The sequence below is a fragment of the Streptomyces sp. NPDC047028 genome, assembly GCF_040644095.1.
In the GTDB taxonomy this organism is placed as follows: domain Bacteria; phylum Actinomycetota; class Actinomycetes; order Streptomycetales; family Streptomycetaceae; genus Streptomyces.
In genome coordinates, this window is the sequence record NZ_JBEYVS010000002.1 from 123144 (window position 1) to 149087 (window position 25944).

Annotated in this window: 28 protein-coding genes and 1 riboswitch; of the genes, 10 read left to right on the forward strand and 18 right to left on the reverse strand. The window is 72.7% G+C overall.

Going from position 1 to position 25944, the window contains the following annotated elements:
- Positions 1-95: 95 nt before the first annotated feature.
- Entirely contained in the window at positions 96-980 is an 885-nt protein-coding gene (locus tag ABZ854_RS02690) for an RNA polymerase sigma-70 factor (RefSeq protein WP_361203088.1), read from the forward strand.
- A 191-nt stretch (positions 981-1171) separates the two neighbouring features.
- Positions 1172-1933, forward strand: coding sequence for a GntR family transcriptional regulator (locus ABZ854_RS02695; protein ID WP_361203091.1), 762 nt, complete (start codon positions 1172-1174; stop codon positions 1931-1933).
- Between the two features lie 301 nt (positions 1934-2234).
- On the opposite strand, the gene ABZ854_RS02700 is transcribed toward ABZ854_RS02695, so the two are convergent.
- Positions 2235-3392, reverse strand: a complete 1158-nt coding sequence (locus ABZ854_RS02700) for an ROK family transcriptional regulator (protein ID WP_361203094.1) — start codon at positions 3390-3392, stop codon at positions 2235-2237.
- A 211-nt stretch (positions 3393-3603) separates the two neighbouring features.
- Between ABZ854_RS02700 and ABZ854_RS02705 the strand changes: the two genes are divergently transcribed.
- Positions 3604-4044 carry a hypothetical protein gene (locus tag ABZ854_RS02705; RefSeq protein WP_361203097.1) on the forward strand — a complete coding sequence of 147 codons (441 nt, stop codon included), beginning with the start codon at positions 3604-3606 and terminating at the stop codon, positions 4042-4044.
- 49 nt (positions 4045-4093) lie between these two features.
- Here ABZ854_RS02705 and mug read toward each other — a convergent pair whose 3' ends face one another.
- On the reverse strand, positions 4094-4582 hold the full coding sequence (mug, locus tag ABZ854_RS02710; RefSeq protein WP_361203100.1) for a G/U mismatch-specific DNA glycosylase: 489 nt from the start codon (positions 4580-4582) through the stop codon (positions 4094-4096).
- 74 nt (positions 4583-4656) lie between these two features.
- On the reverse strand, positions 4657-6099 hold the full coding sequence (purB, locus tag ABZ854_RS02715; RefSeq protein ID WP_361203103.1) for an adenylosuccinate lyase: 1443 nt from the start codon (positions 6097-6099) through the stop codon (positions 4657-4659).
- A gap of 147 nt (positions 6100-6246) precedes the next feature.
- On the opposite strand from purB, the gene ABZ854_RS02720 reads away from it, so the two are divergent.
- On the forward strand, positions 6247-6855 hold the full coding sequence (locus tag ABZ854_RS02720; RefSeq protein ID WP_361203106.1) for a hypothetical protein: 609 nt from the start codon (positions 6247-6249) through the stop codon (positions 6853-6855).
- A 71-nt stretch (positions 6856-6926) separates the two neighbouring features.
- On the opposite strand, the gene ABZ854_RS02725 is transcribed toward ABZ854_RS02720, so the two are convergent.
- From ABZ854_RS02725 to ABZ854_RS02750, 6 genes are all read right to left on the reverse strand, one after another.
- Positions 6927-7775, reverse strand: coding sequence for an SGNH/GDSL hydrolase family protein (locus ABZ854_RS02725; protein WP_361203109.1), 849 nt, complete (start codon positions 7773-7775; stop codon positions 6927-6929).
- A 145-nt stretch (positions 7776-7920) separates the two neighbouring features.
- Positions 7921-8940 carry a hemolysin family protein gene (locus ABZ854_RS02730; RefSeq protein WP_361203112.1) on the reverse strand — a complete coding sequence of 340 codons (1020 nt, stop codon included), beginning with the start codon at positions 8938-8940 and terminating at the stop codon, positions 7921-7923.
- Positions 8937-10280, reverse strand: a complete 1344-nt coding sequence (locus tag ABZ854_RS02735; protein WP_361203115.1) for a hemolysin family protein — start codon at positions 10278-10280, stop codon at positions 8937-8939. Before ABZ854_RS02735 ends, ABZ854_RS02730 begins: the two co-directional genes overlap by 4 nt.
- A gap of 152 nt (positions 10281-10432) precedes the next feature.
- Positions 10433-10867 carry a GNAT family N-acetyltransferase gene (locus ABZ854_RS02740; protein WP_361203510.1) on the reverse strand — a complete coding sequence of 145 codons (435 nt, stop codon included), beginning with the start codon at positions 10865-10867 and terminating at the stop codon, positions 10433-10435.
- Between the two features lie 97 nt (positions 10868-10964).
- Positions 10965-13532 (reverse strand): ABC transporter permease, encoded by a 2568-nt coding sequence (locus tag ABZ854_RS02745; RefSeq protein WP_361203119.1) that lies wholly within the window; start codon positions 13530-13532, stop codon positions 10965-10967.
- Positions 13533-13536: 4 nt separating this feature from the next.
- Positions 13537-14409 (reverse strand): ABC transporter ATP-binding protein, encoded by an 873-nt coding sequence (locus ABZ854_RS02750; protein WP_361203513.1) that lies wholly within the window; start codon positions 14407-14409, stop codon positions 13537-13539.
- Positions 14410-14600: 191 nt separating this feature from the next.
- On the opposite strand from ABZ854_RS02750, the gene ABZ854_RS02755 reads away from it, so the two are divergent.
- Positions 14601-14837 (forward strand): toxin-antitoxin system HicB family antitoxin, encoded by a 237-nt coding sequence (locus tag ABZ854_RS02755; RefSeq protein WP_361203122.1) that lies wholly within the window; start codon positions 14601-14603, stop codon positions 14835-14837.
- Between the two features lie 4 nt (positions 14838-14841).
- On the forward strand, positions 14842-15216 hold the full coding sequence (locus tag ABZ854_RS02760) for a fic family toxin-antitoxin system, toxin component (protein WP_361203125.1): 375 nt from the start codon (positions 14842-14844) through the stop codon (positions 15214-15216).
- 25 nt (positions 15217-15241) lie between these two features.
- Here the strand turns inward: ABZ854_RS02760 and ABZ854_RS02765 are convergent, their stop codons facing one another.
- The 4 genes from ABZ854_RS02765 to bioB form a co-directional block, all read right to left on the reverse strand.
- Entirely contained in the window at positions 15242-15937 is a 696-nt protein-coding gene (locus ABZ854_RS02765) for a class I SAM-dependent methyltransferase (protein WP_361203128.1), read from the reverse strand.
- Between the two features lie 500 nt (positions 15938-16437).
- The gene (gene bioD, locus ABZ854_RS02770; protein WP_361203131.1) at positions 16438-17163 is read right to left on the reverse strand and encodes a dethiobiotin synthase; all 726 of its coding nucleotides are present in this window, start codon (positions 17161-17163) and stop codon (positions 16438-16440) included.
- Between the two features lies 1 nt (position 17164).
- Positions 17165-18445 carry an adenosylmethionine--8-amino-7-oxononanoate transaminase gene (locus ABZ854_RS02775; protein WP_361203134.1) on the reverse strand — a complete coding sequence of 427 codons (1281 nt, stop codon included), beginning with the start codon at positions 18443-18445 and terminating at the stop codon, positions 17165-17167.
- The gene (gene bioB, locus ABZ854_RS02780) at positions 18438-19670 is read right to left on the reverse strand and encodes a biotin synthase BioB (RefSeq protein ID WP_361203137.1); all 1233 of its coding nucleotides are present in this window, start codon (positions 19668-19670) and stop codon (positions 18438-18440) included. Before bioB ends, ABZ854_RS02775 begins: the two co-directional genes overlap by 8 nt.
- Positions 19671-19817: 147 nt before the next feature.
- On the opposite strand from bioB, the gene ABZ854_RS02785 reads away from it, so the two are divergent.
- On the forward strand, positions 19818-20945 hold the full coding sequence (locus ABZ854_RS02785; protein WP_361203140.1) for an 8-amino-7-oxononanoate synthase: 1128 nt from the start codon (positions 19818-19820) through the stop codon (positions 20943-20945).
- A gap of 57 nt (positions 20946-21002) precedes the next feature.
- Here ABZ854_RS02785 and ABZ854_RS02790 read toward each other — a convergent pair whose 3' ends face one another.
- A complete protein-coding gene (locus ABZ854_RS02790) occupies positions 21003-21227 on the reverse strand; it encodes a DUF397 domain-containing protein (protein WP_361203143.1) in 225 nt (74 codons plus the stop codon).
- 10 nt (positions 21228-21237) lie between these two features.
- Positions 21238-22098, reverse strand: a complete 861-nt coding sequence (locus tag ABZ854_RS02795; protein ID WP_361203146.1) for a helix-turn-helix transcriptional regulator — start codon at positions 22096-22098, stop codon at positions 21238-21240.
- Positions 22099-22321: 223 nt separating this feature from the next.
- Between ABZ854_RS02795 and ABZ854_RS02800 the strand changes: the two genes are divergently transcribed.
- On the forward strand, positions 22322-22780 hold the full coding sequence (locus tag ABZ854_RS02800) for an ATP-binding protein (protein ID WP_129310655.1): 459 nt from the start codon (positions 22322-22324) through the stop codon (positions 22778-22780).
- Between the two features lie 151 nt (positions 22781-22931).
- On the opposite strand, the gene ABZ854_RS02805 is transcribed toward ABZ854_RS02800, so the two are convergent.
- The 3 genes from ABZ854_RS02805 to ABZ854_RS02815 all read right to left on the reverse strand — a co-directional run bounded on the left by ABZ854_RS02805 (position 22932) and on the right by ABZ854_RS02815 (position 24960).
- Complete coding sequence (locus ABZ854_RS02805) at positions 22932-23405, reverse strand: C40 family peptidase (protein ID WP_361203150.1); 474 nt, start codon at positions 23403-23405, stop codon at positions 22932-22934.
- Positions 23406-23408: 3 nt separating this feature from the next.
- Positions 23409-23632, reverse strand: a riboswitch (cyclic di-AMP (ydaO/yuaA leader).
- Between the two features lie 367 nt (positions 23633-23999).
- The gene (locus ABZ854_RS02810; protein WP_361203153.1) at positions 24000-24308 is read right to left on the reverse strand and encodes a hypothetical protein; all 309 of its coding nucleotides are present in this window, start codon (positions 24306-24308) and stop codon (positions 24000-24002) included.
- Between the two features lie 7 nt (positions 24309-24315).
- Complete coding sequence (locus ABZ854_RS02815) at positions 24316-24960, reverse strand: ATP-dependent Clp protease proteolytic subunit (protein WP_361203155.1); 645 nt, start codon at positions 24958-24960, stop codon at positions 24316-24318.
- A gap of 97 nt (positions 24961-25057) precedes the next feature.
- Here ABZ854_RS02815 and ABZ854_RS02820 point away from each other — a divergent pair, with 97 nt between their 5' ends.
- Together ABZ854_RS02820 and ABZ854_RS02825 are read left to right on the forward strand one after the other, a co-directional pair.
- Entirely contained in the window at positions 25058-25336 is a 279-nt protein-coding gene (locus ABZ854_RS02820) for a type II toxin-antitoxin system Phd/YefM family antitoxin (RefSeq protein ID WP_361203158.1), read from the forward strand.
- A gap of 301 nt (positions 25337-25637) precedes the next feature.
- Entirely contained in the window at positions 25638-25940 is a 303-nt protein-coding gene (locus tag ABZ854_RS02825) for an urease subunit gamma (protein ID WP_361203161.1), read from the forward strand.
- Positions 25941-25944 lie beyond the last annotated feature (4 nt).

A 25944-nucleotide genomic window follows, 5' to 3' on the forward strand; every position in this document is an offset into this window, starting at 1 on the left:
GACCACCGGCGGTCCGCGGTCATTGTGATCCGGGACCGCCCCCGACGAGCCGATTCCGTCTGGACAGCGCAGGGCGTGTCGGATGGGATGGAGCAGTGACCGCGCACCCCCTGACCGACGTCTTCGAAGAACACCGGCCCCTCCTCATGGACGTCGCCTACCGCATGCTCGGGCGTGTCGCCGACGCCGAGGACGTCGTCCAGGACGCCTGGCTGCGCTGGTCCCGCGCCGACCGCGACGAGGTCCGTGCCCCACGCGCCTATCTGGTCCGCGTCACCACCCGACTGGCCATCGACCGGCTGCGCCAGGTGCGGGCGCGCGGCGAGGCGTACGTCGGCCCCTGGCTGCCGGAGCCGTACGTCACCGAGTTCGGGGACACCGTCCCGGACACCGCGGAACGCGCCGTCCTCGCCGAGTCCGTGTCCCTCGCCGTCCTGGTCGTCCTGGAGACGCTGTCCCCGCCGGAGCGCGCCGTCTTCGTCCTCCGGGAGGCGTTCGGCTACCCCTACGCCGAGATCGCCGCCCTGCTCGACCGCGGCGAGGCGGCGGTACGGCAGCTCGCGGGCCGGGCCCGGCGCCACGTCGAGGAGCGCCGGACGCGCTACGAGGCCGACCCCGCCCGGCGCCGGGACCTGACGGAACGCTTCCTCGCCGCCGCGGCCGGGGGCGACCTGGCCGGCCTGATGTCGCTGCTGGCCCCGGACGTCCGCCTCGTGGGCGACAGCGGCGGCAAGGCGAAGACACCGGTGCGCGTCCTGCACACCGCGGACAAGGTGGGCCGCTTCCTGATCGGCGCCGCCCGCAAGGACGGGCCGGGGCTCACGCTGCGGTACGTCGAGACCAACGCGGGCTTGGCGATCCTGGCCCTGGCCGGGGACAGACCCGACGCCCTGTTCCAGCTCGACGTCGTGGGCGGCCGTATCACCACCGTGTACATCATCCGCAACCCCGACAAACTGCGGTCCCTCGCCGACCGCTGAGGCGAGTGCGCCGGACGGTGTGCGAACAGCGCGTGAACGCTGCGCCGCACGGCGCCCGTACGGGGCCGGAACGATCGAAGATTGGTCTTGACCAAGGGTGAGGGCCGCCCTATGGTCGCAGAGAAGTGCAACAACCTTTAATAAACAAGGGCGCTAAAAGCCGCCGGACCACAGCTCTTGCGGAGGACAGGGTGGGGACCACGCAGCTGGAATCTGTGCCGGAACCGAAGTACTGGCATCTCAAGACCGTGCTCACCGAGGCGCTCGACTCCGAGTTCTCGGTCGGTGAGATCCTGCCCAACGAGCGAGATCTCGCCGCCCGCTTCGGCGTGGCCCGGGCCACGCTCCGTCAGGCCCTCGAACAGCTCGAACTGGAAGGCCGGCTGCAGCGTCGCCGCGGGGTCGGCACGACCGTGGCGCCCCCGCGCATGGGCGTCGCCGTCGGCTCCGAGCAGCACGCCTGGCCCGGCGCCGGGGACGACGCCTGGCAGGCCGTCGACTCCGAGCAGTCCGCGCCGCCCGCGGCCGTGGCCCGTGCCCTGGAGACCGGCTCCGACGAGCCCGTCCACGTCGTACGCCGGTCCAGGATGTCCCACGGCCAGCGGGTCGCCACCGACCTGCTGTACATCCCGGCGTCCTCGGTGCCCGACCTGTCGGCCATAGACGCCCCGTCCGGCGCGGCACGCGCGCGTGCCGTCCTGCGCGAGCTGCAGCGCCTGGACCTGGAGGGCCAGGACCGCGCCGTCGAACTGGGCTCGGCCGCCGCGGACGACGCCAAGGACCTCGACCGGCTCCCCGGCGCACCCGTCCTGGTCGTCACCACCCGCTTCTTCGCCGCCGGCCGCACGGCCGCCCTGTCCGTCGCGACGTACCGCGCGGACACCTGCCGGCTGACCTTCGGCGACTCCGGGGGCGTGGAGATCCACCACGGCCCCGAACAGCGGGCTTCCTGAGCGACGCGGCAGGACCCCTGGTCCAAGGCGGCCTGCGAGACCGACCGCCCCACTCGCCGACGGCTGCCCCGCGCGCTCGCGTGCCGGCGCCCTGCCGTCCGGTTCGCCTGCGCACTGCTGTCCCGTTCGCCCGCGCCCCGGAACTCCGCCGGGGCGCTGGGCGTTTGCTCGGGCCGGGACGCGGGCGCGTCTCCGGGCCGGGGGCGCTTCAGGAAGAACTGGGGAGGCTCCGCCTTCACTGGCGGGCTGTCACCGGCGGGCGGCCATCACCGAGCCGGCACCGGACCGTCACCGGCCGCCGTCACCGGCGCGCCGTCACCGTGCCCTCCACCGCGAACAGCTGCTCCTCTACGTGGTCCAGGGCCAGCCGCAGGGCACCCGTGGCCACCGCCGCCTCGCCCAGCAGGGACAAGGCCACCCTGGGCGGCCGCAGGCAGTAGCGGGCGAGTTCGCGGCGCAGCGGTTCCAGGACCCCGTCCAGGCCGGCCGCCCAGCCGCCGATCACCACCAGCTCGGGGTCGAGTGCCAGCACGAGCGCGGCCACGTCGTGGACGAGCCGCTGGATGAAGCGCTCGACGGCCGCACGCGCCCGCCGGTCGCCCTTGCGGGCCAGTGCGAACACCTCAGCGACCGCCTGCTCGTCCAGCGGGTGCAGCGGCTCGTCGGTGGTCGACAGCAGCGTCTCCGGCGTCGCCTCCCGGCCCAGCAGATGCAGCGCGCCGATCTCGCCGGCCGCCCCGCCGTACCCCCGGTGCAGCCGGCCGCCGATCAGCGCACCCGCTCCCGGGCTCAGCCCGGCCAGGACCATCACCACGTCGTCCGACTCGGTCGCCGAGCCCTTCCAGTGTTCGGCGACGGCCGCCGCGTTGGCGTCGTTCTCCACCAGCACCGGGCACTTGAACGAACGGCTCAGCCGCTCGCCGAGCTTCAGCCCCGTCCACTGCGGCAGGGCGGTGCCGAGCCGCACCGTGCCGTCGGCCTCGACGATGCCCGGCGTACCCACGCCCACGGCCCGCAGCGAACTGCGCGCGACCCCCGCCCGGCGCAGCAGTTCGGCGACCGCGCCGCGCAGCCGCTCCAGCCGCTCGTCCGCCGGGGCCGTCTCGTCGACCTCCCTGGCCTGCGCGCCCAGCACCCGGCCGTCCAGGTCGGACAGCAGCGCGGCGACCCGGTGCGCGCCGATCTCCAGGCCCAGCAGATGCCCGGCCTCGGCCCGGAACCGGAACCGGCGGGCGGGCCGCCCCTGCCGGCGGGTCGGATTCTCGTCGGCCGCCGCCTCCACGACGAGACCGCCCTCGATCAGCCCGTCGACCACGCCCTCCACCGTCGGCCGGGACAGTCCCGTCACCCGGGTGATCTCGGTGAGCGTCGCGCAGTCCGCGGCACGCAGCGCGTGCAGCACCACCGCGGAATTGATCCTTCGCAGTAGCGAGGGATCGCCACCGGTCAGCTGCCCCACCGTCCGTCCTCCCAGCTCGCGGGCGTGTTGGGCGGATCGTACTCGGCCGGGCCCGGACCGGCGAGTGCCGGGGCGTGCCGGCCGGGAGGTGGCGTGGACCAGCTCGCCGGGACACGTGCCGGCGCGTGCCGCACGGCCCCGCGTGTCGCGGGCGCGGCTGCGGTGCCTGACGGGCAGCCAATTGTCAGTGGTGCCCGGTTTACTGGGTCTCATGGACATCGCGAACTGTCTTGCTGTGATCGACCGGCTGTGCGACCGGGAGTTTCCCGTCGTGCACGGCCGGACCGACAGCGGCACGGGCGGGCCCGGTTACCTGATAGCCGAGTTACAGACCAGTGGAGACTTCTACGACGACGGTGGCGCCGGGCGCGAGGAGACGGAGGAGCAGTACGAGGCCGACCGGGACGCGCTGGGGGAGCGGCTCGCCGAACGGTGGGGGCCGGCCGACCCGTTCAGCCTGTTCAGCGTGTTCCAGCGCGGCATGGAGGGGGAGGAGATGGACGAACCATGGGGCACGCTCGCCGCGCACGTGCCCGACGTCCACCTGTGGCGCACGGAGAACGGACGCTGGATCGCCCTAGGGATATCCCAGTGGGACGACGAGCTGCCGTTCCAGCTGCTGGCGGTGGTCACCGAGACGGACCCGCCCTGACGGGCCACGCTCCCTGACATGCCCAAACTCCTCAGGGCAACGGGCTCCCTCAGGACTCCGCCGTCTTCCGCAGCCGCGCGTACTCCTCCGCCATCGTCGCCGCCGTCCAATGGGCGTTCAGGCCGCTGGGGTTGGGCAGCACCCAGACACGCGTGTCCCCGATGGTCCGTTCCTGCGGGCCCACCTGGGCCTTGCGTTCCCCGAACGCCGCCCGGTAGGCCGTCACTCCGACCACGGCGAGCCATCCCGGCCGCCACCGCGTCACCTTGCCGGCCAGCAGCCGCCCGCCCGCCACGTACTCCTCGGCCGTCAGCTCGTCGGCCCGCGCGGTGGCCCGTGCCACCACGTTCGTGATGCCGAGCCCGTACGACAGCAGTTCACCCTGCTCGGCCGGCTTCAGCAGCCTCGGGGTGAAGCCCGACAGGTGCAGGACCGGCCAGAAGCGGTTGCCGGGGCGGGCGAAGTGGTGGCCCGTCGCCGCCGTCATCAGCCCGGGGTTGATACCGCAGAACAGCACGCGCAGGCCGTCCGCGACCACGTCGGGGACGAGGCGGTCGCGGGCGGCCTGAAGTTCCGCCTGGGTGAAGCGGCGGGAACGAGCGGGCGGAGTCGTCAGAGGATCGCTCCGGGGGTGTAACCGGCGGCCTCCGGGTACTGCTTGAGGATCTCCTCGATCCGGCCGGTGACCACCCCGACCTGGCCGGCCGCCGCGCCGGTGAAGGACAGCTTGTCGGCCATCAGCGCGGCGAGCTGCTCGCGGTCGAGCGGGAGGCGCTCGTCGGCGGCGAGCTTGTCCAGCAGGTCGTTGCGCTCGGCTCCCTGCTCACGCATGGCGAGCGCCGTGGCGACGGCGTTCTCCTTGATGGCCTCGTGCGCGACCTCCCGGCCCACACCGGCCCGTACGGCGCCCATGAGCACCTTGGTGGTCGCGAGGAACGGCAGGTAGCGGTCCAGTTCGCGGGCGACGACGGCGGGGAACGCGCCGAACTCGTCCAGCACGGTCAGGAAGGTCTCCAGCAGTCCGTCCAGCGCGAAGAACGCGTCCGGCAGCGCGACCCGGCGGACCACCGAGCAGGAGACGTCGCCCTCATTCCACTGGTCGCCGGCCAGCTCGCCGGTCATCGAGGCGTAGCCGCGCAGGATCACCATCAGGCCGTTGACACGCTCGCAGGAGCGGGTGTTCATCTTGTGCGGCATCGCGGACGAGCCGACCTGGCCCGGCTTGAAGCCCTCGGTGACCAGCTCGTGGCCCGCCATCAGCCGGATCGTCTTGGCCAGCGAGGACGGCGCCGCCGCCAGCTGCACCAGCGCGGTGACGACCTCGTAGTCCAGCGAGCGCGGGTACACCTGGCCGACCGAGGTGAAGGCCTGCGAGAAGCCCAGGTGCGCGGCGATCCGCTGCTCCAGCTCCGCGAGCCTGCCCGCGTCGCCGCCGAGCAGGTCCAGCATGTCCTGGGCGGTGCCGACCGGGCCCTTGATGCCGCGCAGCGGATAGCGGCCCAGCAGCTCCTCGACGCGGCCGTGGGCCACGAGCAGCTCGTCGGCCACCGTCGCGAACCGCTTGCCCAGCGTCGTGGCCTGCGCGGCCACGTTGTGCGAGCGGCCGGCCATGACCAGCTCCGCGTACTCGCCGGCCAGCCGGCCCAGCCGGGCGAGGACGGCCACCGTACGGTCCCGCATCAGCTCCAGCGACAGGCGGATCTGGAGCTGCTCGACGTTCTCGGTGAGGTCCCGGGAGGTCATGCCCTTGTGCACGTGCTCGTGCCCGGCGAGGTCGTTGAACTCCTCGATCCGCGCCTTCACGTCGTGCCGGGTGACCTTCTCGCGCTCGGCGATCGAGGCCAGGTCGACGGTGTCGAGGACGCGCTCGTAGTCGGCGATCGCCTCGTCCGGCACGTCGATGCCGAGGTCCTTCTGGGCCCGCAGCACGGCGAGCCAGAGCTGCCGCTCCAGCTTCACCTTCTGCTCGGGCGACCAGAGCGTGGCGAGCTCGGCGGAGGCGTAGCGTCCGGCGAGGACGTTGGGGATGCGGGGCTTGGCGGCAGCAGAGGTCACGTGTCCAGAGTCTACTGGCGGTTTGTGCAGGCCAGCGCCACGCCCCTGTTCGGCGGAAGCTACGAGACGCGGAACACGCCGTAAGCCGGGGCAGTCGTGGCGGGCCCCGCTCTTCAGTGTCGCGACTCCGTTCGTCACACTGACGCCGTGCCTCGAACAGCCACCGCCACCTCGTCCCGGCAGGTCCGCCGCCTCACCCTCATGGCGTTCTTCGGTCCGCCGGTGATCATCGGACTGTCCTTGCTGGCCGCCAATCCTGACGTGCGGACACTCGGCCTGATACTCGGGACCTTCGCGCTGATCGCCACTCTCGCGCTGATGATCATCGCGGCGCCCAACGGGTGGCTGATCGTGGGCGGTGTGATCGTGGGGATCGCCGCGCTGGCCGGGCCGGGACCGGTGCTGCAGGCGGAGGTGATGGCGCACCAGGGGCAGCGGGTGGAGGCGCGGGTCACGTCGGTGAAGACGTTCCAGGGCAAGGACGGGCCCCAGTACACCTGCCTTCTGGAGCGGGTGGACGGCAAACCGCTCCAGCACGCCGAGCTGGGCGACGGCTTCTGCGACGGTCCGACGGAGGTCGGGCAGACCGAGGACGTGCTCGTCGACCCGCACGGCTGGACGGCGCCGGAGCCGGCCGACACGGACTACAGCGGGATCGACGTCGCCGCCTGGGCCGTGCCGGTGGTCCTGGTGCTCTTCGAGCTGCTGGTCTGGCTGTCCCGGCGGGTCGGCCTGCGCCGGTTCGAGGGCCGCTGAGGGCCGGGTCCTGTCCCGAAACAAGACGACCCGGCTTCCCGTGCCGCACGGCAGCCCGAGGAGACGGCGGGCTACGGCCCGACCCGACGCCAGTCCGTCACCGGACCGGGATCGGTGTCGTCCGCGGGGGTGATCCAGAAGGCTTTGCCCAGCTCGGTGCTGAACTGGGCGCCTGTCCGGCCGTCCCCGGAGGAGCGCCCGGTCAGGCGCCGGCCTATCCAGGGCAGCAGGTGCTGCCGGGCGAACCGCGCGTCCGCCACTCGCCGCGACGTCCAGTTCGGCGGGACGGCGGTCGGCATCGGCGCGTGCCAGTCGCTGTCCTCAGGGTCGTAGCCCAGCGTCTGCCAGACCGCCTCGGCGATCCGGCGGTGCCCCTCGGCCGTCAGGTGCAGCCTGTCCACGTCCCACAGCCGGGGGTCGCCGAGCGAGGGCGCCCCGTACAGGTCCACCACCAGCGCGCCGTGCTTGGCCGCCAGCTCCTCGACGCAGGCGAACAGCTCCTCCATGCGCGGCCGGAACCGCTCCAGCACCGGGCCCTGCCGGCCGGGGCTGCGCATCAGCACCAGCTGCTTGCAGGACGGGGCCAGCCGCTCCACCGCCTCGGCCAGCAGACCCCGCACCCTGCCCATGTCGCACTTGGGCCGCAGCGTGTCGTTGAGGCCGCCGACCAGCGTGACGACGTCCGCGTCCATCGCCGCCGCCACCTCGACCTGTTCGGCGACGATCTGCCCGATCAGCTTCCCGCGCACGGCGAGGTTGGCGTAGCGGAACCCCGGGGTGCGGCCGGCCATCCGCGCCGCGAGGAGGTCGGCCCAGCCCCGGTAGGAGCCGTCGGGCAGCAGGTCCGACATGCCCTCGGTGAAGGAGTCGCCGACCGCGACCAGGCTGGTGTGCGTGGGAGATGTGGGAATCGTCTGCATGGCGACAGCGATGGTATCCCGGCTCCATACCCGCCGGTCGGTCGGCCGGACTGCGCCCTGCTCAGGCCTGGCCCGGTCGGCGCGAGTACGCCCGCTCAGGCCCGGCGCGGCCGACCCGAGCCTCACGCCCGGCCCGGCGCCCCTCTCACGCCCCCGCCGGCTGCCCGAACAGCTCCCGCAGGACGTCCTCCATCGTCACCAGGCCCGCCAGCCGTCCGTCGGTGCCGAGGACGGCCGCCAGGTGGGTGCGGCTGCCGCGCATCGCGGTGAGGACGTCGTCCAGCGGGGTGTTCTCGCGCACCCGGGCGATCGGCCGCATGTCCCGCAGCTGGAACGCCACGTCACGCGGCGAGGCGTCCAGTGCGTCCTTGACGTGCAGATAGCCCACGATCCGGCGGCCGGAATCGACGACCGGGAACCGGGAGAACCCCGACTCGGCCGACAGCCGCTCCACCTGCTCGGGCGTGACACCCACGCGCGCGTAGACGACCCGCTCCAGGGGGACGATCACATCGCGCACCGGCCTGCTGCCCAGCTCCAGGGCATCGTGCAGCCGCTCCTGCGCCCGGTTGTCGATCAGCCCGGCCTCCCCGGCGTCCTTGACGATCTGGGCCAGCTCCGCGTCCGAGAACGTCGCCGTGACCTCGTTCTTGGCGTCCACCCTGAGCAGGCGCAGCAACCCGTTGGCGAAGGCGTTGACCGTGAAGATCACCGGCCGGAGCGCCCGGGACAGGGTGACCAGCGGAGGACCGAGCAGCAGCGCGCTGCGCACCGGCTCGGCGAGCGCGATGTTCTTCGGCACCATCTCGCCCAGCAGCATGTGCAGGTACGTCGCCAGCGTCAGCGCGATCACGAACGACACGGCGTGGCCCGCGCCCACCGGCACGCCGAGCGCGTGGAACACCGGTTCCAGCAGATGGGCGATGGCCGGCTCGGCGACCACGCCGAGGACCAGCGTGCACAGCGTGATGCCGAGCTGGGCCGCGGCCAGCAGCGCGGAGACGTGCTCCAGCCCCCACAGGACGCTCTTCGCGCGCCGGTCGCCCTCCTGCGCGAGCGGTTCGATCTGCGAGCGGCGCACCGAGATCAGGGCGAACTCGGCGCCCACGAAGAACGCGTTGACGACCAGCGTCGCCAGCCCGATCAGCAGCTGTACGGCGGTCATCGCGCCCCCTTCGGGCCCTCGGGGCTCCGGTCGTCGTCCAGCGGCGCGTGCAGCAGCACCCGGGCCGCCCGGCGCCCCGAGGCGTCCACGACCTCCAGCCGCCAGCCCGCCACCTCGACCGCGTCCCCGACCTCGGGTATGCGGCCCAATTCGGCGGCGACGAGACCGGCCAGCGTCTCGTACGGCCCCTCGGGCGCGCGCAGGCCGACCCGCGCGAGCTGGTCCGTGCGGGCGGCCCCGTCCGCCGAGTACAGCGCGCGGCCGTCCGTGTCGGCGCCCGCCGGGGCCAGATCGGGCGTCTCGTGCGGGTCGTGCTCGTCGCGCACCTCGCCGACGACCTCCTCGACGATGTCCTCCAGGGTCGCCACGCCCGCCGTACCGCCGTACTCGTCGATGACGACGGCCATGGTGCGCCGGCCCCCGAGCCGGTCCAGCAGTCGGTCCACGGTCAGCGACTCGGGCACCAGCAGCGGTTCGCGCATCACCTGGGCGACCGTGCGGTGGCGCCGCTCCTCGGCAGGCACGGCCAGCACGTCCTTGATGTGGGCCGTGCCGACCACGGCGTCGAGGCTGCCGCGGTAGACGGGGAACCGGGACAGGCCGGTCGCCCGGGTCGCGTTCGCCACGTCCTCGCAGGTCGCCTGCATGTCCAGGGCGACGACCTGGACGCGCGGGGTCATCACGTTCTGCGCGGTGAGGTCGGCCAGGTTCAGCGTCCGCACGAACAGCTCGGCCGTGTCCGCCTCCAGGGCGCCCTCCTTCGCGGAGTGCCGGGCGAGCGCGGCCAGCTCCTGCGGCCCGCGCGCGGAGGCCAGTTCCTCGGCTGGCTCGATGCCCAGCCGTCGTACGAAGAGGTTGGCCGTGTGGTTGAGGTGGCTGATGAACGGGCGGAACGCGGCGCTGAACCAGCGCTGCGCGTTGCCCACCCGCCGGGCCATGGTCAGCGGTGAGGAGATCGCCCAGTTCTTCGGCACCAGCTCGCCGACGACCATCAGGAACACCGTCGACAGGGCCGTACCCAGCACCAGTGCGGCGGATGTGGCCGTGGACCGGGACAGGCCGAGGGCCTGGAAGGGGCCGGCGAGCAGCTTGGCGATGGACGGCTCGGCGAGCATGCCGACCACCAGGTTGGTGACGGTGATACCGAGCTGCGCGCCGGAGAGCTGGAAGGTCAGGTTCCGTACGGCCTTCAGGGCGCCCGCGGCACCGCGCTCACCGCGCTCGACGGCCCGCTCCAGCTCCGCGCGCTCGACCGTCGTCAGAGAGAACTCGGCCGCCACGAACGCGCCACAGGCGAGCGAGAGCAGGATCGCCACCAGGAGGAGCAGCACTTCGGTCATCGGGTCACCCCGGTCCCATGATCGGTCAGGACGGGGCGGAACGCGCGGTGTCGCGCACGGGGAGGATCGCCCATGGGCGGACGCTCACAACCTTTCATGAGGGGCCGAGTGCTCCCTCCATAGTAAAGGATGGGCAAAGAACCTGTGGGGCCTCAGTCCGTGAGCGGCTTCACCCAGCGCCGCCACTGCTCCTCGGGCGCGTATCCGGCGGCCCGCCAGGCGTGCTGCGCCCGCTCGTTGCGGATCAGCACCATGGCGTCCCCGCGCCGGCCGCCCAGTCGTACGAACCGCTCCTCGGCGGCCGCCAGCAGGGCGGAGCCGACACCCCTGCGCCGCCGCCCGGGATGCACCGCGAGCCGGTACAGATGGCAGCGCCAGCCGTCGAAGCCGGCGATCACCGTGCCGGCCAGCTCACCGTCCAACTCGGCGAGGAGCAGGGTCTCCGGGTCGCGGGCGAGGAGCCGCTCCACTCCGGCGCGGTCGTCGCTGATGCTGGTGCCCTCGGCCGCCGTCTTCCAGAAGGCGAGGACGGCGTCCAGGTCGTCGGCCCGGGCGGGGCGTATCACGGGCGGGCTCACGTCATTCATGCGGTTCATGCCGTCAGCCCAGCACGGGGCACCCACCGGGCCGGGGCATTTCCACCATGCGGACCGGATGCCCGGCAGACCGCCCGGGCACCCCCTCTCACTCGTGCGCGATCGCCGCCAGCACGTTCATCCGCGACGCCCGCAGCGCGGGCAGCAGGGCCGCGACGACACCCACCACCGCCGCGCCGATCACGACGGCGACGATGGTGCCCCAGGGGATCGCCAGCGCCGTCAGGCCCCGCAGAGCCAGCACGCGCTGGACGCACACGCCCCACACGAGCCCGAGGGCCAGCCCGAGGACGGCCCCGAAGACCGCGATCACCACCGATTCCAGCCGGATCATCCGCCGCAGCTGCCGCCGGCCCAGCCCGATCGCGCGCAGCAGTCCGATCTCCCGGGTGCGCTCCACCACCGACAGGGCGAGCGTGTTGACGACACCGAGGACCGCGATGACGATCGCGAGGCCGAGCAGGGCGTACACCAGGTACAGCAGCACTGCGATCTGGTCGTGGACGAGCTTCTTGTAGTCGGCCTGGTCGCGCACCTGGACCTGCGGGAACGGCGTGAGCGCCCGCTCCAGCCGGGGCCGTAGCTTCACCGGGTCGGTGCCGGGGGCGGCGTTGACGTAGAGCACGGAGTCCTGGCCGCCGGGGACGTACTTCTCGACCGTCGCGAGCCCGAAGAACACGCCGCCCTGGGTGCCGAACCCCTCGGCGGACTCCTGCTCGGTGAGAGCCCCGACCGTCAGCCGGGCACTGCGCCCGCCCGGGAACTCGACCGGGAGCACGGTGCCGAGGCCCACCCCGTGGTCCCTGGCGAAGTCCGCGTCCATCCCCAGGCGACCGTCGGCCAGCGCCGCCGCCGAGTCCCCGCGCGCGTAGGAGACGTGGGCGACGTCGTCGAGCCGGGGCCCGTATCCGGCGGCGGTGGTCTCGACGCGCTTGCCGTCCGGCAGCCGGACGGCGATCGCGGTGAGTCGCTGCCGTACGACGAGCCCGACGCCGGGCGTGCCGGCCACCGCGCCGGTGACCTCCTTGGTGAACGGCGCGAAGTTGGCGTTCTGGACGATGAAGTCGGCGCCCAGCGTCTTGTCGATCTGCCGGTCGAACGACGCCGACATGGAGGAACTCGCCACGGACATCCCGGCGACCAGGGCGAGGCCCACCATCAGCGCGGACGCGGTGGCCCCCGTACGGCGCGGATTGCGCAGGGCGTTGCGCTGGCTCATCCGGCCCACCGAACCGAACAGCGCGGGGAAGGCCGCGCCGAGGACGCGGATCACCGGCCGGACCAGCAGCGGGCCGCCGATGACCGTCGCGACCAGGGTCAGCACCACGCCGAGCCCCAGCAGCGACGCGGCCGAGGAGGTCTTCGTGGCCGCCGCGCACCCGGCCAGCGCCGCCGCGCCGGCCGCTCCGACCAGCGAGCCGACGACGCCCCGCACCTTCAACGGCTTGCCCACGCCCGCCACGTCGGCGTCCGAGAGCGCCGCCATCGGCGAGACGCCCGCCGCCCGCCGCGCAGGGAGGTATGCGGCGACGAAGGTGACGCCCACCCCGACGACGTACGCCACGATCGGGGTGCCCCAGCCGATGACCATCTCGGTGGTCTTCAGGTTCATCCCGAAGGCGCTCATCAGATGGATCAGCCCGACCGCGAGCCCGATCCCGGCCGCCAGGCCCAGCGTGGAGCCCACCAGCCCGAGCAGCAGCGCCTCCGTCAGCACGGACCGCCGTACCTGCCGCCGGTCGGCGCCCAGCGCGCGCAGCAGGCCCAGTTCGCGGGTGCGCTGGGCGATCAGCATGGAGAAGGTGTTGACGATCAGGAAGACGCCGACGAGGACGGCGATGCCGGCGAATCCCAGCATGACGTACTTGATCACGTCGAGGAACGGGCCGAGGCTCGCCGCCGCCGACTTGGCCTGTTCCTTCGCGGTCTTCAGGTCGTAGTGGGCGGTGCCGATCGCCGCCCCGATGCGGTGCTTGAGCACGGCGTCGCTCACGCCCTCGGCCGCGTCCGCGGAGATGCTCGTGGCGCGGTCGGCGGAGCCGAGCAGTTCACGGCCGGCCACCGCGGGGTCCAGGAAGACGAGCGCGGCACCCGGGTTGGTCGTGGTGAAGGTTGCGATGCCGACGATCCGGACCCGGAAGCTGCCCGGCTGTGCCTGCACGGTCAGCGTGTCGCCGACCCGGACGTGCTTCTTGGCGGCGGTGTCCGCGTCCAGCAGCGCCTCGCCCGCGCCGTGCGGGGCGTGCCCGGAGGTCAGTCTCACCGGGCTGCGGTGGGTGACGTACCAGGCGGCGGCGATGGTGGGGGCGCCGGTGGTCGGGCCGACGGACTTGTCGTGGCTGTCGACCACCACGATGTTCTGCACAGACACGTCCGCGTGGGCCGCCGCGACCCCGTCGACCCGCGCGACCCGGTCCCGCAGGGAGGCGGGGAGGGTCTGGACGGCGCCCGTCGGCACGGACGACTTCAGGTCCTGCTTCGGCGCCACCGTCACATCGGCGGCGGTGGAGGCGAACAGCCGGTCGAAGGTGCGGCTGACCGTGTCGGAGAAGATCAGACTGCCCGCGACGAACGCCACGGACAGCACGACGGCCAGCGCCGACAGCGCCAGCCGCCCCTTGTGCGCGAGGAAACTCCGCAGCGTCGCTCTGAGCACCCGGTCAGGCCTCCCGTACGGTGCCGTCGGTGTCGTCGGCCGTGCCGGACCTTTCCGTTCCCCCGAAGGGCGGGTTGGCCCCGCCGGTCGAGGCGCCCCGGCGGCCGCCGCCCGAGAAGAGGCGCATGCGCTCCAGCACCGCCTCCGACGTGGGCCGCTCCATCTCGTCCACGATCCGCCCGTCCGCCAGGTACAGCACCAGGTCGGAGTGGGCGGCGGCGCCCGGGTCGTGGGTGACCATCACGACGGTCTGCCCGAGGTCGTCCACGGCGCTGCGCAGGAAGCCCAGCACCTCCAGGCCGGCGCGCGAGTCCAGGTTTCCCGTCGGCTCGTCCGCGAAGATCAGCTCGGGGCGTGAGGCCAGTGCGCGGGCGCAGGCGACGCGCTGCTGCTGACCGCCCGACAGCTGGGCCGGGCGGTGCTTCAGCCGGTCCCGCAGCCCCAGGGTGTCGATGACCTGGTCCAGCCACGTCGGGTCGGGCTTCTTGCCCGCGATGTCCATCGGCAGGGTGATGTTCTCCGCCGCGTTCAGCGTCGGGATCAGATTGAACGACTGGAACATGAACCCGATCCGGTCCCGCCGCAGCCGGGTCAGCTCCCGGTCCTTCAGCCCCGTGATCTCGGTGTCGCCGAGCCAAACCTGGCCGGCCGACACGGTGTCCAGCCCGGCCAGGCAGTGCATGAGCGTCGACTTGCCCGAACCCGAGGGGCCCATGACGGCGGTGAACCGGCCGCGGGCGATGTCCACGTCCACCGAGTCCAGGGCGAGCACCGCCGTCTCGCCGGTGCCGTACGCCTTGGTCAGCCCGCGCGCCCGGGACGCGGTCCCGCCGTCCGGCGCGTGTCCCGGCGCGTGCTGCGCAGCAGGTGTCGACAATTCCGCCTCCCGGTCGTCTCGACGGGCTCTCATCCTCGTCCCGACATCCTTGTCCCGGCCGAGCGTAGTGTGACCGGGCGCACACCCGGTATCCCCCGGGGGGCCGAGGGCGCACGACACGCGTGTAAGGGGCATCCAGGTGCCCCCGAGCGCCCCTTGTCCTGCTAGCACCTGAGCGCTAGCGTCGAGGTATGGCGAAGACCCAGCTGAACGTGCGCGTGGACGAGGACACCGCCCGCGCGGCCCGCGAACGCGCCCTGGCCCGCGGTATGAGCGTCAACCGCTACATCGAGGAGCTGGTCAGACAGGACGCCGGGGAGGCCGGCCGGACGTTCGTGGACGCCGCCTCCGACTTCATGAAGCAGTACGAGTCGGTGTTCGCCGAGGAGTTCGGCGAGGCGCGCGGCGCGGGCGAAGGCGGCCGCTGATCCCTTGAGCGACCTCAGTATCGACCTCGCCTGGCTGCTCATGCTCGCCGAACAGAAGACGCCCGGGGACCCGCAGGTGAGCGACTGGGGTGCCCTGGTCGCGGCCGTCGCGCGCCATCGGGCCGAGATATTCGACGTGCCCGTCTACGACACCCCGTACGATCGCGCCGCCGCCCTGCTGCAACTGCTCGTCCACGTGCCGGCGCTGGAACGCTCCAACGCGCTGTTCGCCTCCGCGGTCGCCTACGCCTACCTGGTCGCCAGCGGCCTGAAGGTCGTCACCACGCCCGAGCAGGTCCGCGATCTGGCCCGGCTGGTCAAGGGCGGCGAGGCGGGTGTGGCGGACATCGCGCGGGAACTGCGCCGCTGGAGCCTGTGATCCGCACGGCCGGGCGATCGCCCGGTCAGCGGCGGGCGGGTTCCCCGGGCCGCCAGGCGGTGCCCAGCGTGCAGTACGACATGGGCAGCGCCGGGCCCTTCTCCGGCACCAGCAGCCGCCGGAGCGGCCCCAGTTCGAAGCCGGCGGCGCGCAGCGCGGCGACCGGGTCCCGGGACACATGGCAGCCGCCGGCCAGCGCCGGCCACACCGTGCGGTCCAGGGTGCGCTGGGTCAGTGTCATCACGCGCCCACCGCCCCTCCCGTGCTCGAAGAACCGCACCTGGCCGCCGGGCTTGAGCACCCTGCGCACCTCGCTCAGCGCACGTGACACGTCCCGCACGCTGCACAGCACCAGGGACAGTACGGCCGCGTCGAACGCCTCGCTCTTGACCGGCAGGGCCTCCGCCGCGCCGGGCACCACATCGACCGGCACCTGGGAGTGCACCGCCGACTCGACCGCCAACTGCCTGAGCAGCGGCTCCGGTTCGATTGCGACGACCTCCGAGACCGTGCCCGGATAGCGCCCGAAGTTCAGGCCGTTGCCCGCGCCGATCTCGATCACCCGCCCGGACAGCCCCGCGAGCAGCCGGGTCCGCACGTCGGCCAGGCCGAGCCGCGACTCGGCGTCCACGCTGAACCGCGCGTAGTAACGGGCGAACACCGGATGGTGGACGGGACCGTGCGCCACCTTGCCATCTGAGCCGGCGGACAACAGCCGCATGGCAACCTCCCGGAGGACGGGGCCTTGAGCCCATTGTCCCCCGGAACGCCCCACGCCACCCCCGGCCGGCGGCACGCGCGCGGCCCTGCGCCGCAGCCGCGCGCCCTCCGGGGCCCACGGCACCTCCCGGGGCGCATCGCCCGGCCCGGAGCCGGGCCGTGCCGCTCGGGCGTCGGGCATCGCTCAGTCCGGGGCCGGGTCGTGCCGCCCGTGCCGCCCCAGCGGCACGAATGCCCGCGGCTGGGAGGGTCGAGGCCGGCTCCTACGGCGCTTCCGTAGCTGGGAGGCTCGACATCGCCCCCCATGGCGCTTCCGCAGCTGGGAGAGGCGCCGCCGGCCCCACGCGCCTTCCGGAGTGGGAAGGGTCGGCGTCGGCCCTCACGCGCTTCCGGAGCCGCGCAGGTCGCGCCGGCTCCTACCGCGCTTCCGTAGCCGTGCAGGCCGACACCGGCCCCTACAGGGCTTCCGGCGCTTCCCGGACCCGGACCGCATCCGCGCCCCTACGGCACCTCCGGTGCTTGCCGGGCCCGGAACTCCTCCGCGTCCCACGTGCCGTCCAGCCGGGGGGCCAGCCACGTGGGTGCCGCGGTGCGGAAGGCGGCCGGGGGCAGCGCCGCAGCGCCGGCCGGGACCGCGCCGAGCAGCGGAGCGCCCGCGCACTCCGGCAGGTCCTCGACGTTGCAGCGGGACGCGAGGTCGGGGGAGCCGGGCCAGCTGCCGATCACCACTCCTGCCAGCTCCAGGTCGCGCGAGCGCAGCTCACGGGCCGTCAGCTCGGTCGTGTTCAGCGTGCCCAGACCGGCCGAGGCGACGAGCAGCACCGGCGCGCGCAGCAGCACTGCCGCGTCCGCCAGCGTGCCGCCCGCCTCGTCGAACCGCACGAGCAGACCGCCCGCGCCCTCGACGAGCACCAGATCGTGTTCGGTGGCCAGCTTCGCCGCGGCCTCGGCCACCTCCTGCGGACGCACCGGGGTCATACCGGCCCGGCGGGCCGCCGTGCCCGGCGCCAACGGCTCCGGGAAACGGCCCAGTTCGGCGATGGTGACCGGACCCGCGAGCCGTTCGACCTCCGCGGCGTCCCCGCGCTCGTCCGGGCCCACGCCGGTCTGCGCGGGCTTCAGCACGGCCACCGACCGGCCGGCCGCGCGCGCCGCGGCGGCGACCGCCGCGGTCGTGACCGTCTTGCCGACCTCCGTGCCCGTGCCCGTGACCACCAGTACCGGCATCTCAACCCTCCTGTGCCGCGGCGCGCACCGCGCGCGCGATCCGTGCCACGTCCTCGTCCCCGGTGACGTACGGCGGCATCGTGTAGATCAGGTCGCGGAAGGGGCGCAGCCAGACGCCCTCCCGCACCGCGGCCCGGGTCGCCACGGCCATGTCCACCTCGTGGTCGAGCTGGACCACTCCGATGGCGCCCAGGACGCGCACGTCCCGCACGCCGGGCAGCTCACGCGCCGGCGCCAGCCCGTCCCGCAGCCCGGCCTCGATCCGCTTGACCTCGGCCCGCCAGTCCTGACCGAGCAGCAGTTCGATCGAGGCGCAGGCTACGGCCGCCGCCAGCGGGTTGCCCATGAACGTCGGCCCGTGGGCGAGCACCGGCACCTCGCCGCGCGAGATGCCGTCGGCCACCCGGGCGGTGCACAGCGTGGCCGCCATCGTCAGGTATCCGCCGGTCAGGGCCTTGCCCACGCACATCACGTCCGGCGTGACGGCCGCGTGCTCCGCCGCGAACAGCGCACCGGTGCGGCCGAATCCGGTCGCGATCTCGTCGAACACCAGCAGCACGTCGTGGGCGTCGCACGCCTCCCGCAGCACCCGCAGATACGCGGGGGAGTGGAACCGCATCCCGCCGGCGCCCTGCACCACCGGCTCCACGATGACCGCGGCCACCTCGTGCGCGTGCCGCTCGACCGTCTCGCGCAGCTGGTCGGCGTACGATTCCTCGTACTCGGCCGGGGGCGCGTCCGCGAACACCTGGCGCGGGAGAACCCCGGTCCACAGGTCGTGCATCCCGCCCTCGGGGTCGCACACCGACATCGGGTTCCAGGTGTCCCCGTGGTAGCCGCCCCGCCAGGTGAGCAGCCGCCGCTTCTCCGGCCGGCCGAGCGAGCGCCAGTACTGCAGGCACATCTTCACCGCGACCTCGACCGACACCGAACCGGAGTCGGCGAGGAACACGTGCTCGAGGCCCTCGGGTGACATGTCGACAAGGAGCTTCGCCAGGCGTACGGCGGGCTCGTGCGTGAGCCCGCCGAACATCACATGGCTCATCCGGCCGAGCTGGCGCCGCGCGGCCTCGTCGAGGACCGGGTGGCCGTACCCGTGGATCGCCGACCACCAGGACGCCATGCCGTCGACCAGTTCGCCCGAGCCGTCCGCGAGCTTCAGCCGGACCCCGCTCGCCGACTCCACGACGAGCGGTTCGACCCGTCCGGGCATCGGACCGTACGGATGCCACACGTGCCGCCGGTCCAGCTCCAGCAGTTCGGGCACGCCCAGGTCAGGCATTGGGCGCGAGGTCCGTTCCGGCACCGCGGCGACGCACGGCGACCAGGTCGGTGCGCGGCTCGTTCACGGCCGCCGCCGACTCCGTGCCCGGCGCGGACTCCGCCGCCGCACCGCACACGTCCTGCCCCTCGTGCGAACCGCAGACGGACCCGCAGCCGGCCTCCGCGTGCGACCCGCACCCGGGCTCCGCGTGCGACCCGCAGCCTCCGCCGCCCGCCGTCACCCGGTGCTCGGGCAGCGTGATCTCCCCGGTGCCCTCCACCTCGAACCCGGCGTCCGCGATCATCTCCAGGTCGGCCTTGCCCGCCTGGCCCTCGCTGGTCAGGTAGTCACCGAGGAAGATCGAGTTCGCCAGGTTCAGGGCCAGCGGCTGCATCGTGCGCAGGTGGACCTCACGGCCGCCCGCGATCCGCACCTCGACGTCCGGGCAGACGAACCGGACCATCGCCAGGATGCGCAGGCAGCGCTGCGGGGTGAGGTTCCACTCCTTGCCCAGCGGGGTGCCCTCGAACGGGATGAGGAAGTTCACCGGCACCGAGTCCGGGTCCAGCTCGCGCAGCGAGAAGACCACGTTCACCAGGTCCTCGTCGCTCTCGCCCATGCCCGCGATCAGACCCGAGCAGGCGGACAGACCGGCGCCGTGCGCCTTCTGCACCGTGTCCACCCGGTCGGCGTACGTGTGCGTGGTCGTGATGTCCCCGTACGTCCCCTCGGACGTGTTGAGGTTGTGGTTGTAGGCGTCCGCGCCCGCCTCGCGGAGCCGCTCCGCCTGGCCGTCGGAGAGCAGCCCGAGGCAGGCGCACACCTCGACGCCCTCGTTCTGCTCCTTGATGGTCTTGATGGTCTCGGAGACCCGGTCCACGTCACGGTCCGTGGGACCGCGCCCGCTGGCCACCAGGCAGACCCGCTTGGCACCGCCGGCCAGGCCCGCGGCGGCGGCCTCGGAGGCCTCGCCGGGCTTGAGCCAGGTGTACTTCAGGATGTCGGCCTTGGAGCCCAGCCGCTGGGAGCAGTAGGAGCAGTCCTCCGGGCACAGCCCCGACTTCAGGTTGACCAGGTAGTTGAGTTTCACGCGCCGGCCGAACCAGTGCCGGCGTACCTTGCCGGCCGCGGCCACCACATCGAGCAGATCGTCGTCGGAGGTGGCGAGTACGGCGAGCGCTTCCTCGCGGGTCGGCAGCTCGCGCCGAAGCCCCTTGTCCACCAGCGTGTTCAGCAGGTCCATGAAAGTTGATCCTGTCCTACGGGACCGCTTCGGGCCAAGGAGAGTTTGCACAACAGAGACGCTTCGACGTGTGGGTATTGCCACACCCTGGGTGCCTGCCCGTGCCGCTAGTGTCTGTCCGCTACCTACAAAAGCCCCGGAGGACCCATGGCGTTCGGCTGGATCGACGAGCAGGCACAGGCGCGGCGCCGGGCCGGTCTCGTACGGACCCTGCGCCCGCGCCCCGCCGACTCGCCGCTGCTGGACCTGGCGAGCAACGACTACCTGGGCCTCGCCCACCACCCCGAGGTCGCCGACGGGGCGGCAGCGGCCGCCCGGACCTGGGGCGGCGGCTCCACCGGCTCCCGGCTGGTCACCGGCACCACCGAGCTGCACGCCGAGCTCGAGCGCGAGCTGGCGGACTTCTGCGGGTTCGAGGCGGCGCTGGTCTTCTCCTCCGGTTACGCGGCCAACCTGGCCGCGGTCACCGCGCTCGGCCCGCACGGCTCGCTGATCGTCTCCGACGCGGGCAACCACGCCTCGCTCATCGACGGCTGCCGGCTCGCCCGGGGCACCACCCAGGTGGTCGGCCACGCCGACCCCGAGGCCGTGCGCAAGGCGCTGGGCACGCACGACGGCGCGGCGATCGCCGTATCCGACACGGTGTTCTCGGTGGACGGCGACCAGGCGCCGCTGGCCGCGCTGGCCGACGCGTGCCGGGAGTACGGCGCCGGCCTGGTCGTCGACGACGCCCATGGACTCGGCGTGCTGGGCGACGGCGGCCGGGGCGCGCCGCAGGCGGCCGGGCTCGCGGGCGCGGACGACGTGGTCGTCACGGCCACCCTGTCCAAGTCGCTGGGCAGCCAGGGCGGCGTGGTGCTCGGTCCGGCCCGGGTGATCGACCACCTGGTCAACGCCGCCCGTACCTTCATCTTCGACACCGGACTCGCCCCGGCGGCGGCCGGCGCCGCCCTGGCGGCGCTGCGGCTGCTGCGCCGCGAGCCGGAGCGGGCCGCGCGGGCCCGCGAGGTCGCCGCGGAGCTGCACGCACGGCTGACCGCCGCGGGTCTGGAGGCGGTGCGTCCGGACGCCGCGGTGGTCTCCGTGCGGGCCCCGTCCCCGGAGCAGGCCGTGCGCTGGGCGGCGGACTGCCGTACGGCCGGGCTGGCCGTGGGCTGTTTCCGTCCTCCCTCCGTGCCCGACGGCATCTCACGGCTCAGGCTGACCGCCCGAGCGGACCTGTCCGGGGCCGAGATCGAACGCGCTGTACGAGTGATCGGCGAGACTCGACCATGAGTCGGCGTGACACGGCCGGGCGTCGCACGAGTGCCGACGGGGTTTCGTAGGGGTCGGTCAGTGGAGCGTGGTCAGGAAGCCCGCCCAGCTCTCCGGGGAGAAGAGCAGCGCGGGTCCGGTCGGGCGCTTGGAGTCGCGCACGGCGAGCAGCCCGGCCCCGCGGCCGGAGTGCGGCCGGGCCGTCTCCACGCAGTTGTTCGCGCCCGTGCTGTAGCTGCTGCGCAGCCATCGCACGCCGGGCAGATCGGTGCTGGAAGGGACGTTCCGAGGCAGTGCGGTCATGGTGCCTCCTCTACGCGCCGTCACCTATCGCGGTGATGTAGTCCACCGAGTCCTCGGGTGAAAGGGCGTGGATCCGAAGGGTGTTGAAGGCCTCCGCGTACGCCTGGAGGTCTTCTTTCCGTTCCAGATAGAGGCTACTCGTCAACTGGTCCAGAACAACCACGTCCAGATCAGAAGTGCTCGGAAAGGAGAAGATAACGAAAGGGCCGGTGAGGCCGACGTGCGCCCCGGTCGCGAACGGCAGTACCTGGAGCCTGACTTGGGGCAGCCGCGCCGCCTCCGCCAGCCGTCTGAGCTGACGGGCCATCACCTCCGGTCCGCCCACCTCGCGCCGGAGCACCGCCTCGTCCAGCACCGCGCTCAGCCGCAGCGGGGGATCCGAGCGCAGCACGTCCTGCCGGGCCAGGCGCACCTCCACCAGCGCGTCCAGCCGCTCCTCGTCGAGGCCCTCCACCGCGGACCGGGTCACAGCGCGTGCGTACTCGGGCGTCTGCAGCAGCCCCGGCACCACCGTGGTCTCCAGGGTGCGCATGCCGCTCGCCTGCGATTCCAGGCTGATGAAGTCCCGGTAGGCCGGCGGCAGGATCCCCCGGTAGGCGTGCCACCAGCGGTGCCGGGCGCTCGCGTGCTCCGACCCCGCCAACCCCAGCAGCAACTCGCGCAGTTGCCCGTCGTCGACCCCGTAGGTGTCGAGGAGTAACCGCACATCGGCCGGTTTCACCCCGCTGGCGCCGGTCTCGATACGGCTCACCTTCGACTGGTGCCAGCCCACCAGGCGGGCCGCGTCGCCACTGGTGAGCCCCGCTCCGGTGCGCAGCGCGCGCAGTTCGGCGCCCAGTTTGCGGCGCCGCACCGCGGGACCGTTCTGCATGGGCTCCTCCTCACTCGCCATTACTCCTTACGGGCCGCCCAAATACGCTCTGCCGTCGCAGAGTTCACCGCATCGAGCGACAGATATATGCATATCTTGGTGGATCGCTCCCCGTGACCGGTCCGGTGGTGGCAGTCTGACGAGGAAGCACCAGTCCGGGACCGTACTCGAACCAGCCGCTCCTTGTCGGACCGCGGCCCCGGGGGAAAGGGACGACATCGCCATGGCAGACCACCTGGAAGCATCCGTCACTCTGCCGAGCGATCCCGCCTCGGTCTCCGCGGCCCGCGCCTACGTGCTGGGCACCCTCGCGGAGTGGGGCCTGCCGTCGGACACCGACGCGGCTGACACCGTGCGGCTCATCGTCTCCGAACTCGCCACCAACGCCGTACAGCACACCTTCGGGCAGTCCCCCACGTTCACGGTGGACCTCGCCCTGGACCGTGACGAGGACCTGCGCATCGGCGTCACGGACAGTCACCCGCGTTTCCCGAAGAGACTTCCGGCGGCCGTCCAGCAGGACAACGGCCGCGGCATGGTCATCATCCGCTGGCTCACCGCCGAGTGCGGCGGCAGGCTCCGCGTCCGGCCTACGCGCGAGGGCGGCAAGACGGTGCTGATCGAACTGCCCTGGACGGCCCCGGCGGAACCGGTACCGGCCGCCGGCCAGCAGGAAACGTAGGGCGGGCCGAAAGGCGTCCTGGGGCGGGCCTGCAGGAAGCCTGGGGCGGCCCGGCAGGCACCTGAGGCGGGCCGACCTGAGGTCGGGCCGGCGGGAGAGCACGGGGCGCGGCCCCCGTCCGGAGCCGCGCCGCTCAAGTCATGGAGCCGGGTCAGCCGACCCGGCCGTACCAGACGTGCTTGGTCCAGAGTTTCTCCAGCTTCACCACATCCCCCGTCCTCGGTGCGTGCCAGATCTTTCCCTTCCCGGCGTAGATGCCGACGTGGTAGACGCTGGATCCATAGTGGAAGAACACCAGGTCGCCCGGTTTTCGGTGGCCGGCCGAGATGTGGTGGGTCCGGTTGTACTGCTGTGCCGCCGTGCGGGGCAGCTTCTTGCCCGCCTTCTTGTACGAGTACAGCGTGAGCCCGGAGCAGTCGAACCTGCGCGGCCCGGTGGCCCCCCACTGGTACGGGGAGCCCTTCTTGGACGCCGCGACCCGGAGGGCCTTCGTCGCCATGGTGGCGGCCGAGGCGTCGGCGGACAGGCCCGGGGCCACGATGGTGCCGCCCACGGCCGCGAGGGTGAGGGCAGAGGCCGTACCGGCGCGTGCCATCAGCGACGGGACACGATTGAGCGCAGTCATGCGCAACCCTTCGTCAGCCGCCTGTGAAGGATGACCTGTCGGATTCGGGCTGGCGAAGTTGCCCGGTCGCGTTCCCGCGACTTCACCCCAAGGGCCGCGCGGCACATCCGCCCGTCTGCGACGAACGTCCGTGCCGGCGACCCGTCTTGCTCGGGTCCTCCACTCCTGCCGATCCACTCCTGTCGACCGGTCATCCGGGCGGCGGCAGGACTCGGCGTCCGCCCGGACCGCCCCGCCGCTGTGGCGGGGGCTTGTCGTCAGTCAGGGATCTTCACTCACACGTGTCCGAAAATCCCAACGGAACCGCCCCTTTGTGGCGTTACTCACCACTCGCCCGTTCGGGTGGACTTCACTGTGTTCGAGACATCGTCAGGTGCCGTACGGGGACCCGGACCTGGCCCGAAACCCTCGATTGCGCCGTACGGCCCAATGCGCCGCGCAAGCCGGCCGGTCCTCGAAAAGGACAGTAAAAATGCTGAAAATACGCCGGACGTGGGTCCGTCGTTCGGGCCGTTTCAACTCCAGCCCGAACGACGTGCCGAGCGGGGCCCGGGGACGGATTCGGCCGGGCCCGGCATCGGCCGGCGGGGCCGGTCAGCCCGGCCCGCCGGGCGGCAGGACGAGCCGTGCGGTCCGCCGGTCGCCGTCCAGCACGCGCATCGCCCGCGCCAGGGTCTCCCCGTGCAGTTCCGTCTCGCCGCGCCGGTGCATCAGGGCGAGCGCGTCCCGCAACTCCTCCGCCTTGCGCACCAGGGCCTGAGCGGCCCGCAGGGCGCGGTAGGTGTCGGCGTCCCGGGCCGGATTGACGCGGCCCAGCAGGTCGACGACGTCCAGGTACCGGTCGACCAGCTCACCCTCCGCGCGCGTCAGCGCGGGCAGGGGCGGAAGTTCCTCGGGCAGCACCGGCGGCTCACCTCGCGCCCGGAGCGCCCGGGACAGTCGGCGCGGCCCCGCGCCGCGGTACGACGCCGTCCACCAGGCCGTACTCCACGGCTGCCGGGGCGTCCAGCACGAGCACCCGTTCCAGATCGTCGCGGACCCGCTCCGCGTCGCGCCCGGTGTGCCGGACGAGCAGTTCCTCCATCAGCGCGCGGACCCGGGCCAACTCCTGTGCCTGGATGGCCAGATCGCTCGGCATGCCCGTCACCGGCTCGGACAGGGAGGGCTGTTCGAGCACGATGCGCGCGCCCGGCAGAGTGAACCGCTTCCCCGGCGTCCCCGCCGCGAGCAGCACCGCCGCGGCCGAGGCGGCCTGCCCCAGGCAGTAGGTGGCCACGTCGCAACTGACGTACCGCATCGTGTCGTAGACGGCTGTCATCGCGCTGTGCGAGCCGCCCGGGCAGTTGAGGTACAGCGAGATGTCCCGGTCCGGGGCGGCGTGTTCGAGCTGCATGAACTGTGCCGTCACATCGTTGGCGGCCGTGTCGTCGAGGTGGGTGCCGAGGAAGACGATCCGGTCGTCGAACAGCTTCGAGTACGGGTCGAGGGTTCGGTGCCCGGAGCCGGTGCGCTCGGTGAATTCGGGCAGGACATGGCGGGCGGACGTTCGGGACATGCGTGTACCCCTCCTCGCGGCCGGGCCTGGGACGGCCCCGCGTCTGTAAAAAATGTACAGGACGTACGCAACGTACGGGACGCGATAGGATGGACCCATGGCCTACGAGATTCCGGTGACGCAAGCCAGGGCCGAGCTGGCCGACCTGATCAACCGGGTGGTGTACGGCGATGAGCGCGTCGTCGTCACACGGCACGGCAAGCCGCTCGTCGCGCTGGTCTCGGCCGCCGATCTCGAACGGCTGGCCGCGCTCGACGAGACGGCCGAGGAGCAGGTGATCAGCTCGGTGTCCGGGGTCCACGAGGTCCGGCCCGCTGCCCCGGAACGCCAGAGGTTCGGGATCGCCGCCGAGCACCGGGGGCCTGGCGGGTCCTGAACGAGGCGCGGGGCGCGGGGTGGAAGGGGCGAGGCGTCATCGGCGTACGCGCCGTCAATTCCCGTACGTGCGCCGCCTGTCCGGTATGGGCGAACCCAAGTCGCGGTCATTCGCCGCTCAAAGCCTGGTTAACGTCATTGAAACTCCGGCGTCCTAGTCCGCCGATCCACGTCACCAGGGGCTTTTCTGCCCGGGTTGCCCCCGCTCGGGCAGTTTGTCTGTGTGTTACACCTGTCCCCGTCGCGGTGGCTGCGGCGACCGGACCCCGCACGGTCCGGAGCAAGGACCTGTGAGGTGGGACGTGCAACTATCCCCGCACGAGCAAGAGAGGCTGCTCATCCATGTGGCGGCCGACGTGGCCGAGAAGCGCCGGGCCCGCGGGCTCAGGCTCAACCACCCCGAAGCGGTCGCCCTCATCACGTCGCACGTCCTGGAAGGCGCCCGTGACGGTCGCACCGTCGCCGAGCTGATGTCCTCCGGCCGCAAGGTCCTCACCCGGGACGAGGTCATGGAGGGCGTCCCCGAGATGATCCACGACGTGCAGGTCGAAGCCACTTTCCCGGACGGCACCAAGCTCGTGACCGTCCACGAGCCGATCGTCTGAGGGG

Excerpts from the sequence above, each read along its gene's own strand:
- ABZ854_RS02820 (WP_361203158.1), top strand. The coding sequence starts at position 25,058 with ATGGCCTACGAGATTCCGGTGACGCAAGCCAGGGCCGAGCTGGCCGAC.
- bioD (WP_361203131.1), bottom strand. The coding sequence starts at position 17,163 with ATGCCGGTACTGGTGGTCACGGGCACGGGCACGGAGGTCGGCAAGACG.
- bioB (WP_361203137.1), bottom strand. The coding sequence starts at position 19,670 with ATGGACCTGCTGAACACGCTGGTGGACAAGGGGCTTCGGCGCGAGCTG.
- ABZ854_RS02795 (WP_361203146.1), bottom strand. The coding sequence starts at position 22,098 with ATGCAGAACGGTCCCGCGGTGCGGCGCCGCAAACTGGGCGCCGAACTG.
- ABZ854_RS02790 (WP_361203143.1), bottom strand. The coding sequence starts at position 21,227 with ATGACCGCACTGCCTCGGAACGTCCCTTCCAGCACCGATCTGCCCGGC.
- ABZ854_RS02805 (WP_361203150.1), bottom strand. The coding sequence starts at position 23,405 with ATGACTGCGCTCAATCGTGTCCCGTCGCTGATGGCACGCGCCGGTACG.
- ABZ854_RS02775 (WP_361203134.1), bottom strand. The coding sequence starts at position 18,445 with ATGCCTGACCTGGGCGTGCCCGAACTGCTGGAGCTGGACCGGCGGCAC.
- ABZ854_RS02755 (WP_361203122.1), top strand. The coding sequence starts at position 14,601 with ATGGCGAAGACCCAGCTGAACGTGCGCGTGGACGAGGACACCGCCCGC.
- ABZ854_RS02800 (WP_129310655.1), top strand. The coding sequence starts at position 22,322 with ATGGCAGACCACCTGGAAGCATCCGTCACTCTGCCGAGCGATCCCGCC.
- ABZ854_RS02815 (WP_361203155.1), bottom strand. The coding sequence starts at position 24,960 with ATGTCCCGAACGTCCGCCCGCCATGTCCTGCCCGAATTCACCGAGCGC.
- ABZ854_RS02725 (WP_361203109.1), bottom strand. The coding sequence starts at position 7,775 with ATGCAGACGATTCCCACATCTCCCACGCACACCAGCCTGGTCGCGGTC.
- ABZ854_RS02740 (WP_361203510.1), bottom strand. The coding sequence starts at position 10,867 with ATGAATGACGTGAGCCCGCCCGTGATACGCCCCGCCCGGGCCGACGAC.
- ABZ854_RS02765 (WP_361203128.1), bottom strand. The coding sequence starts at position 15,937 with ATGCGGCTGTTGTCCGCCGGCTCAGATGGCAAGGTGGCGCACGGTCCC.
- ABZ854_RS02785 (WP_361203140.1), top strand. The coding sequence starts at position 19,818 with ATGGCGTTCGGCTGGATCGACGAGCAGGCACAGGCGCGGCGCCGGGCC.
- ABZ854_RS02735 (WP_361203115.1), bottom strand. The coding sequence starts at position 10,280 with ATGACCGAAGTGCTGCTCCTCCTGGTGGCGATCCTGCTCTCGCTCGCC.
- ABZ854_RS02705 (WP_361203097.1), top strand. The coding sequence starts at position 3,604 with ATGGACATCGCGAACTGTCTTGCTGTGATCGACCGGCTGTGCGACCGG.
- ABZ854_RS02730 (WP_361203112.1), bottom strand. The coding sequence starts at position 8,940 with ATGACCGCCGTACAGCTGCTGATCGGGCTGGCGACGCTGGTCGTCAAC.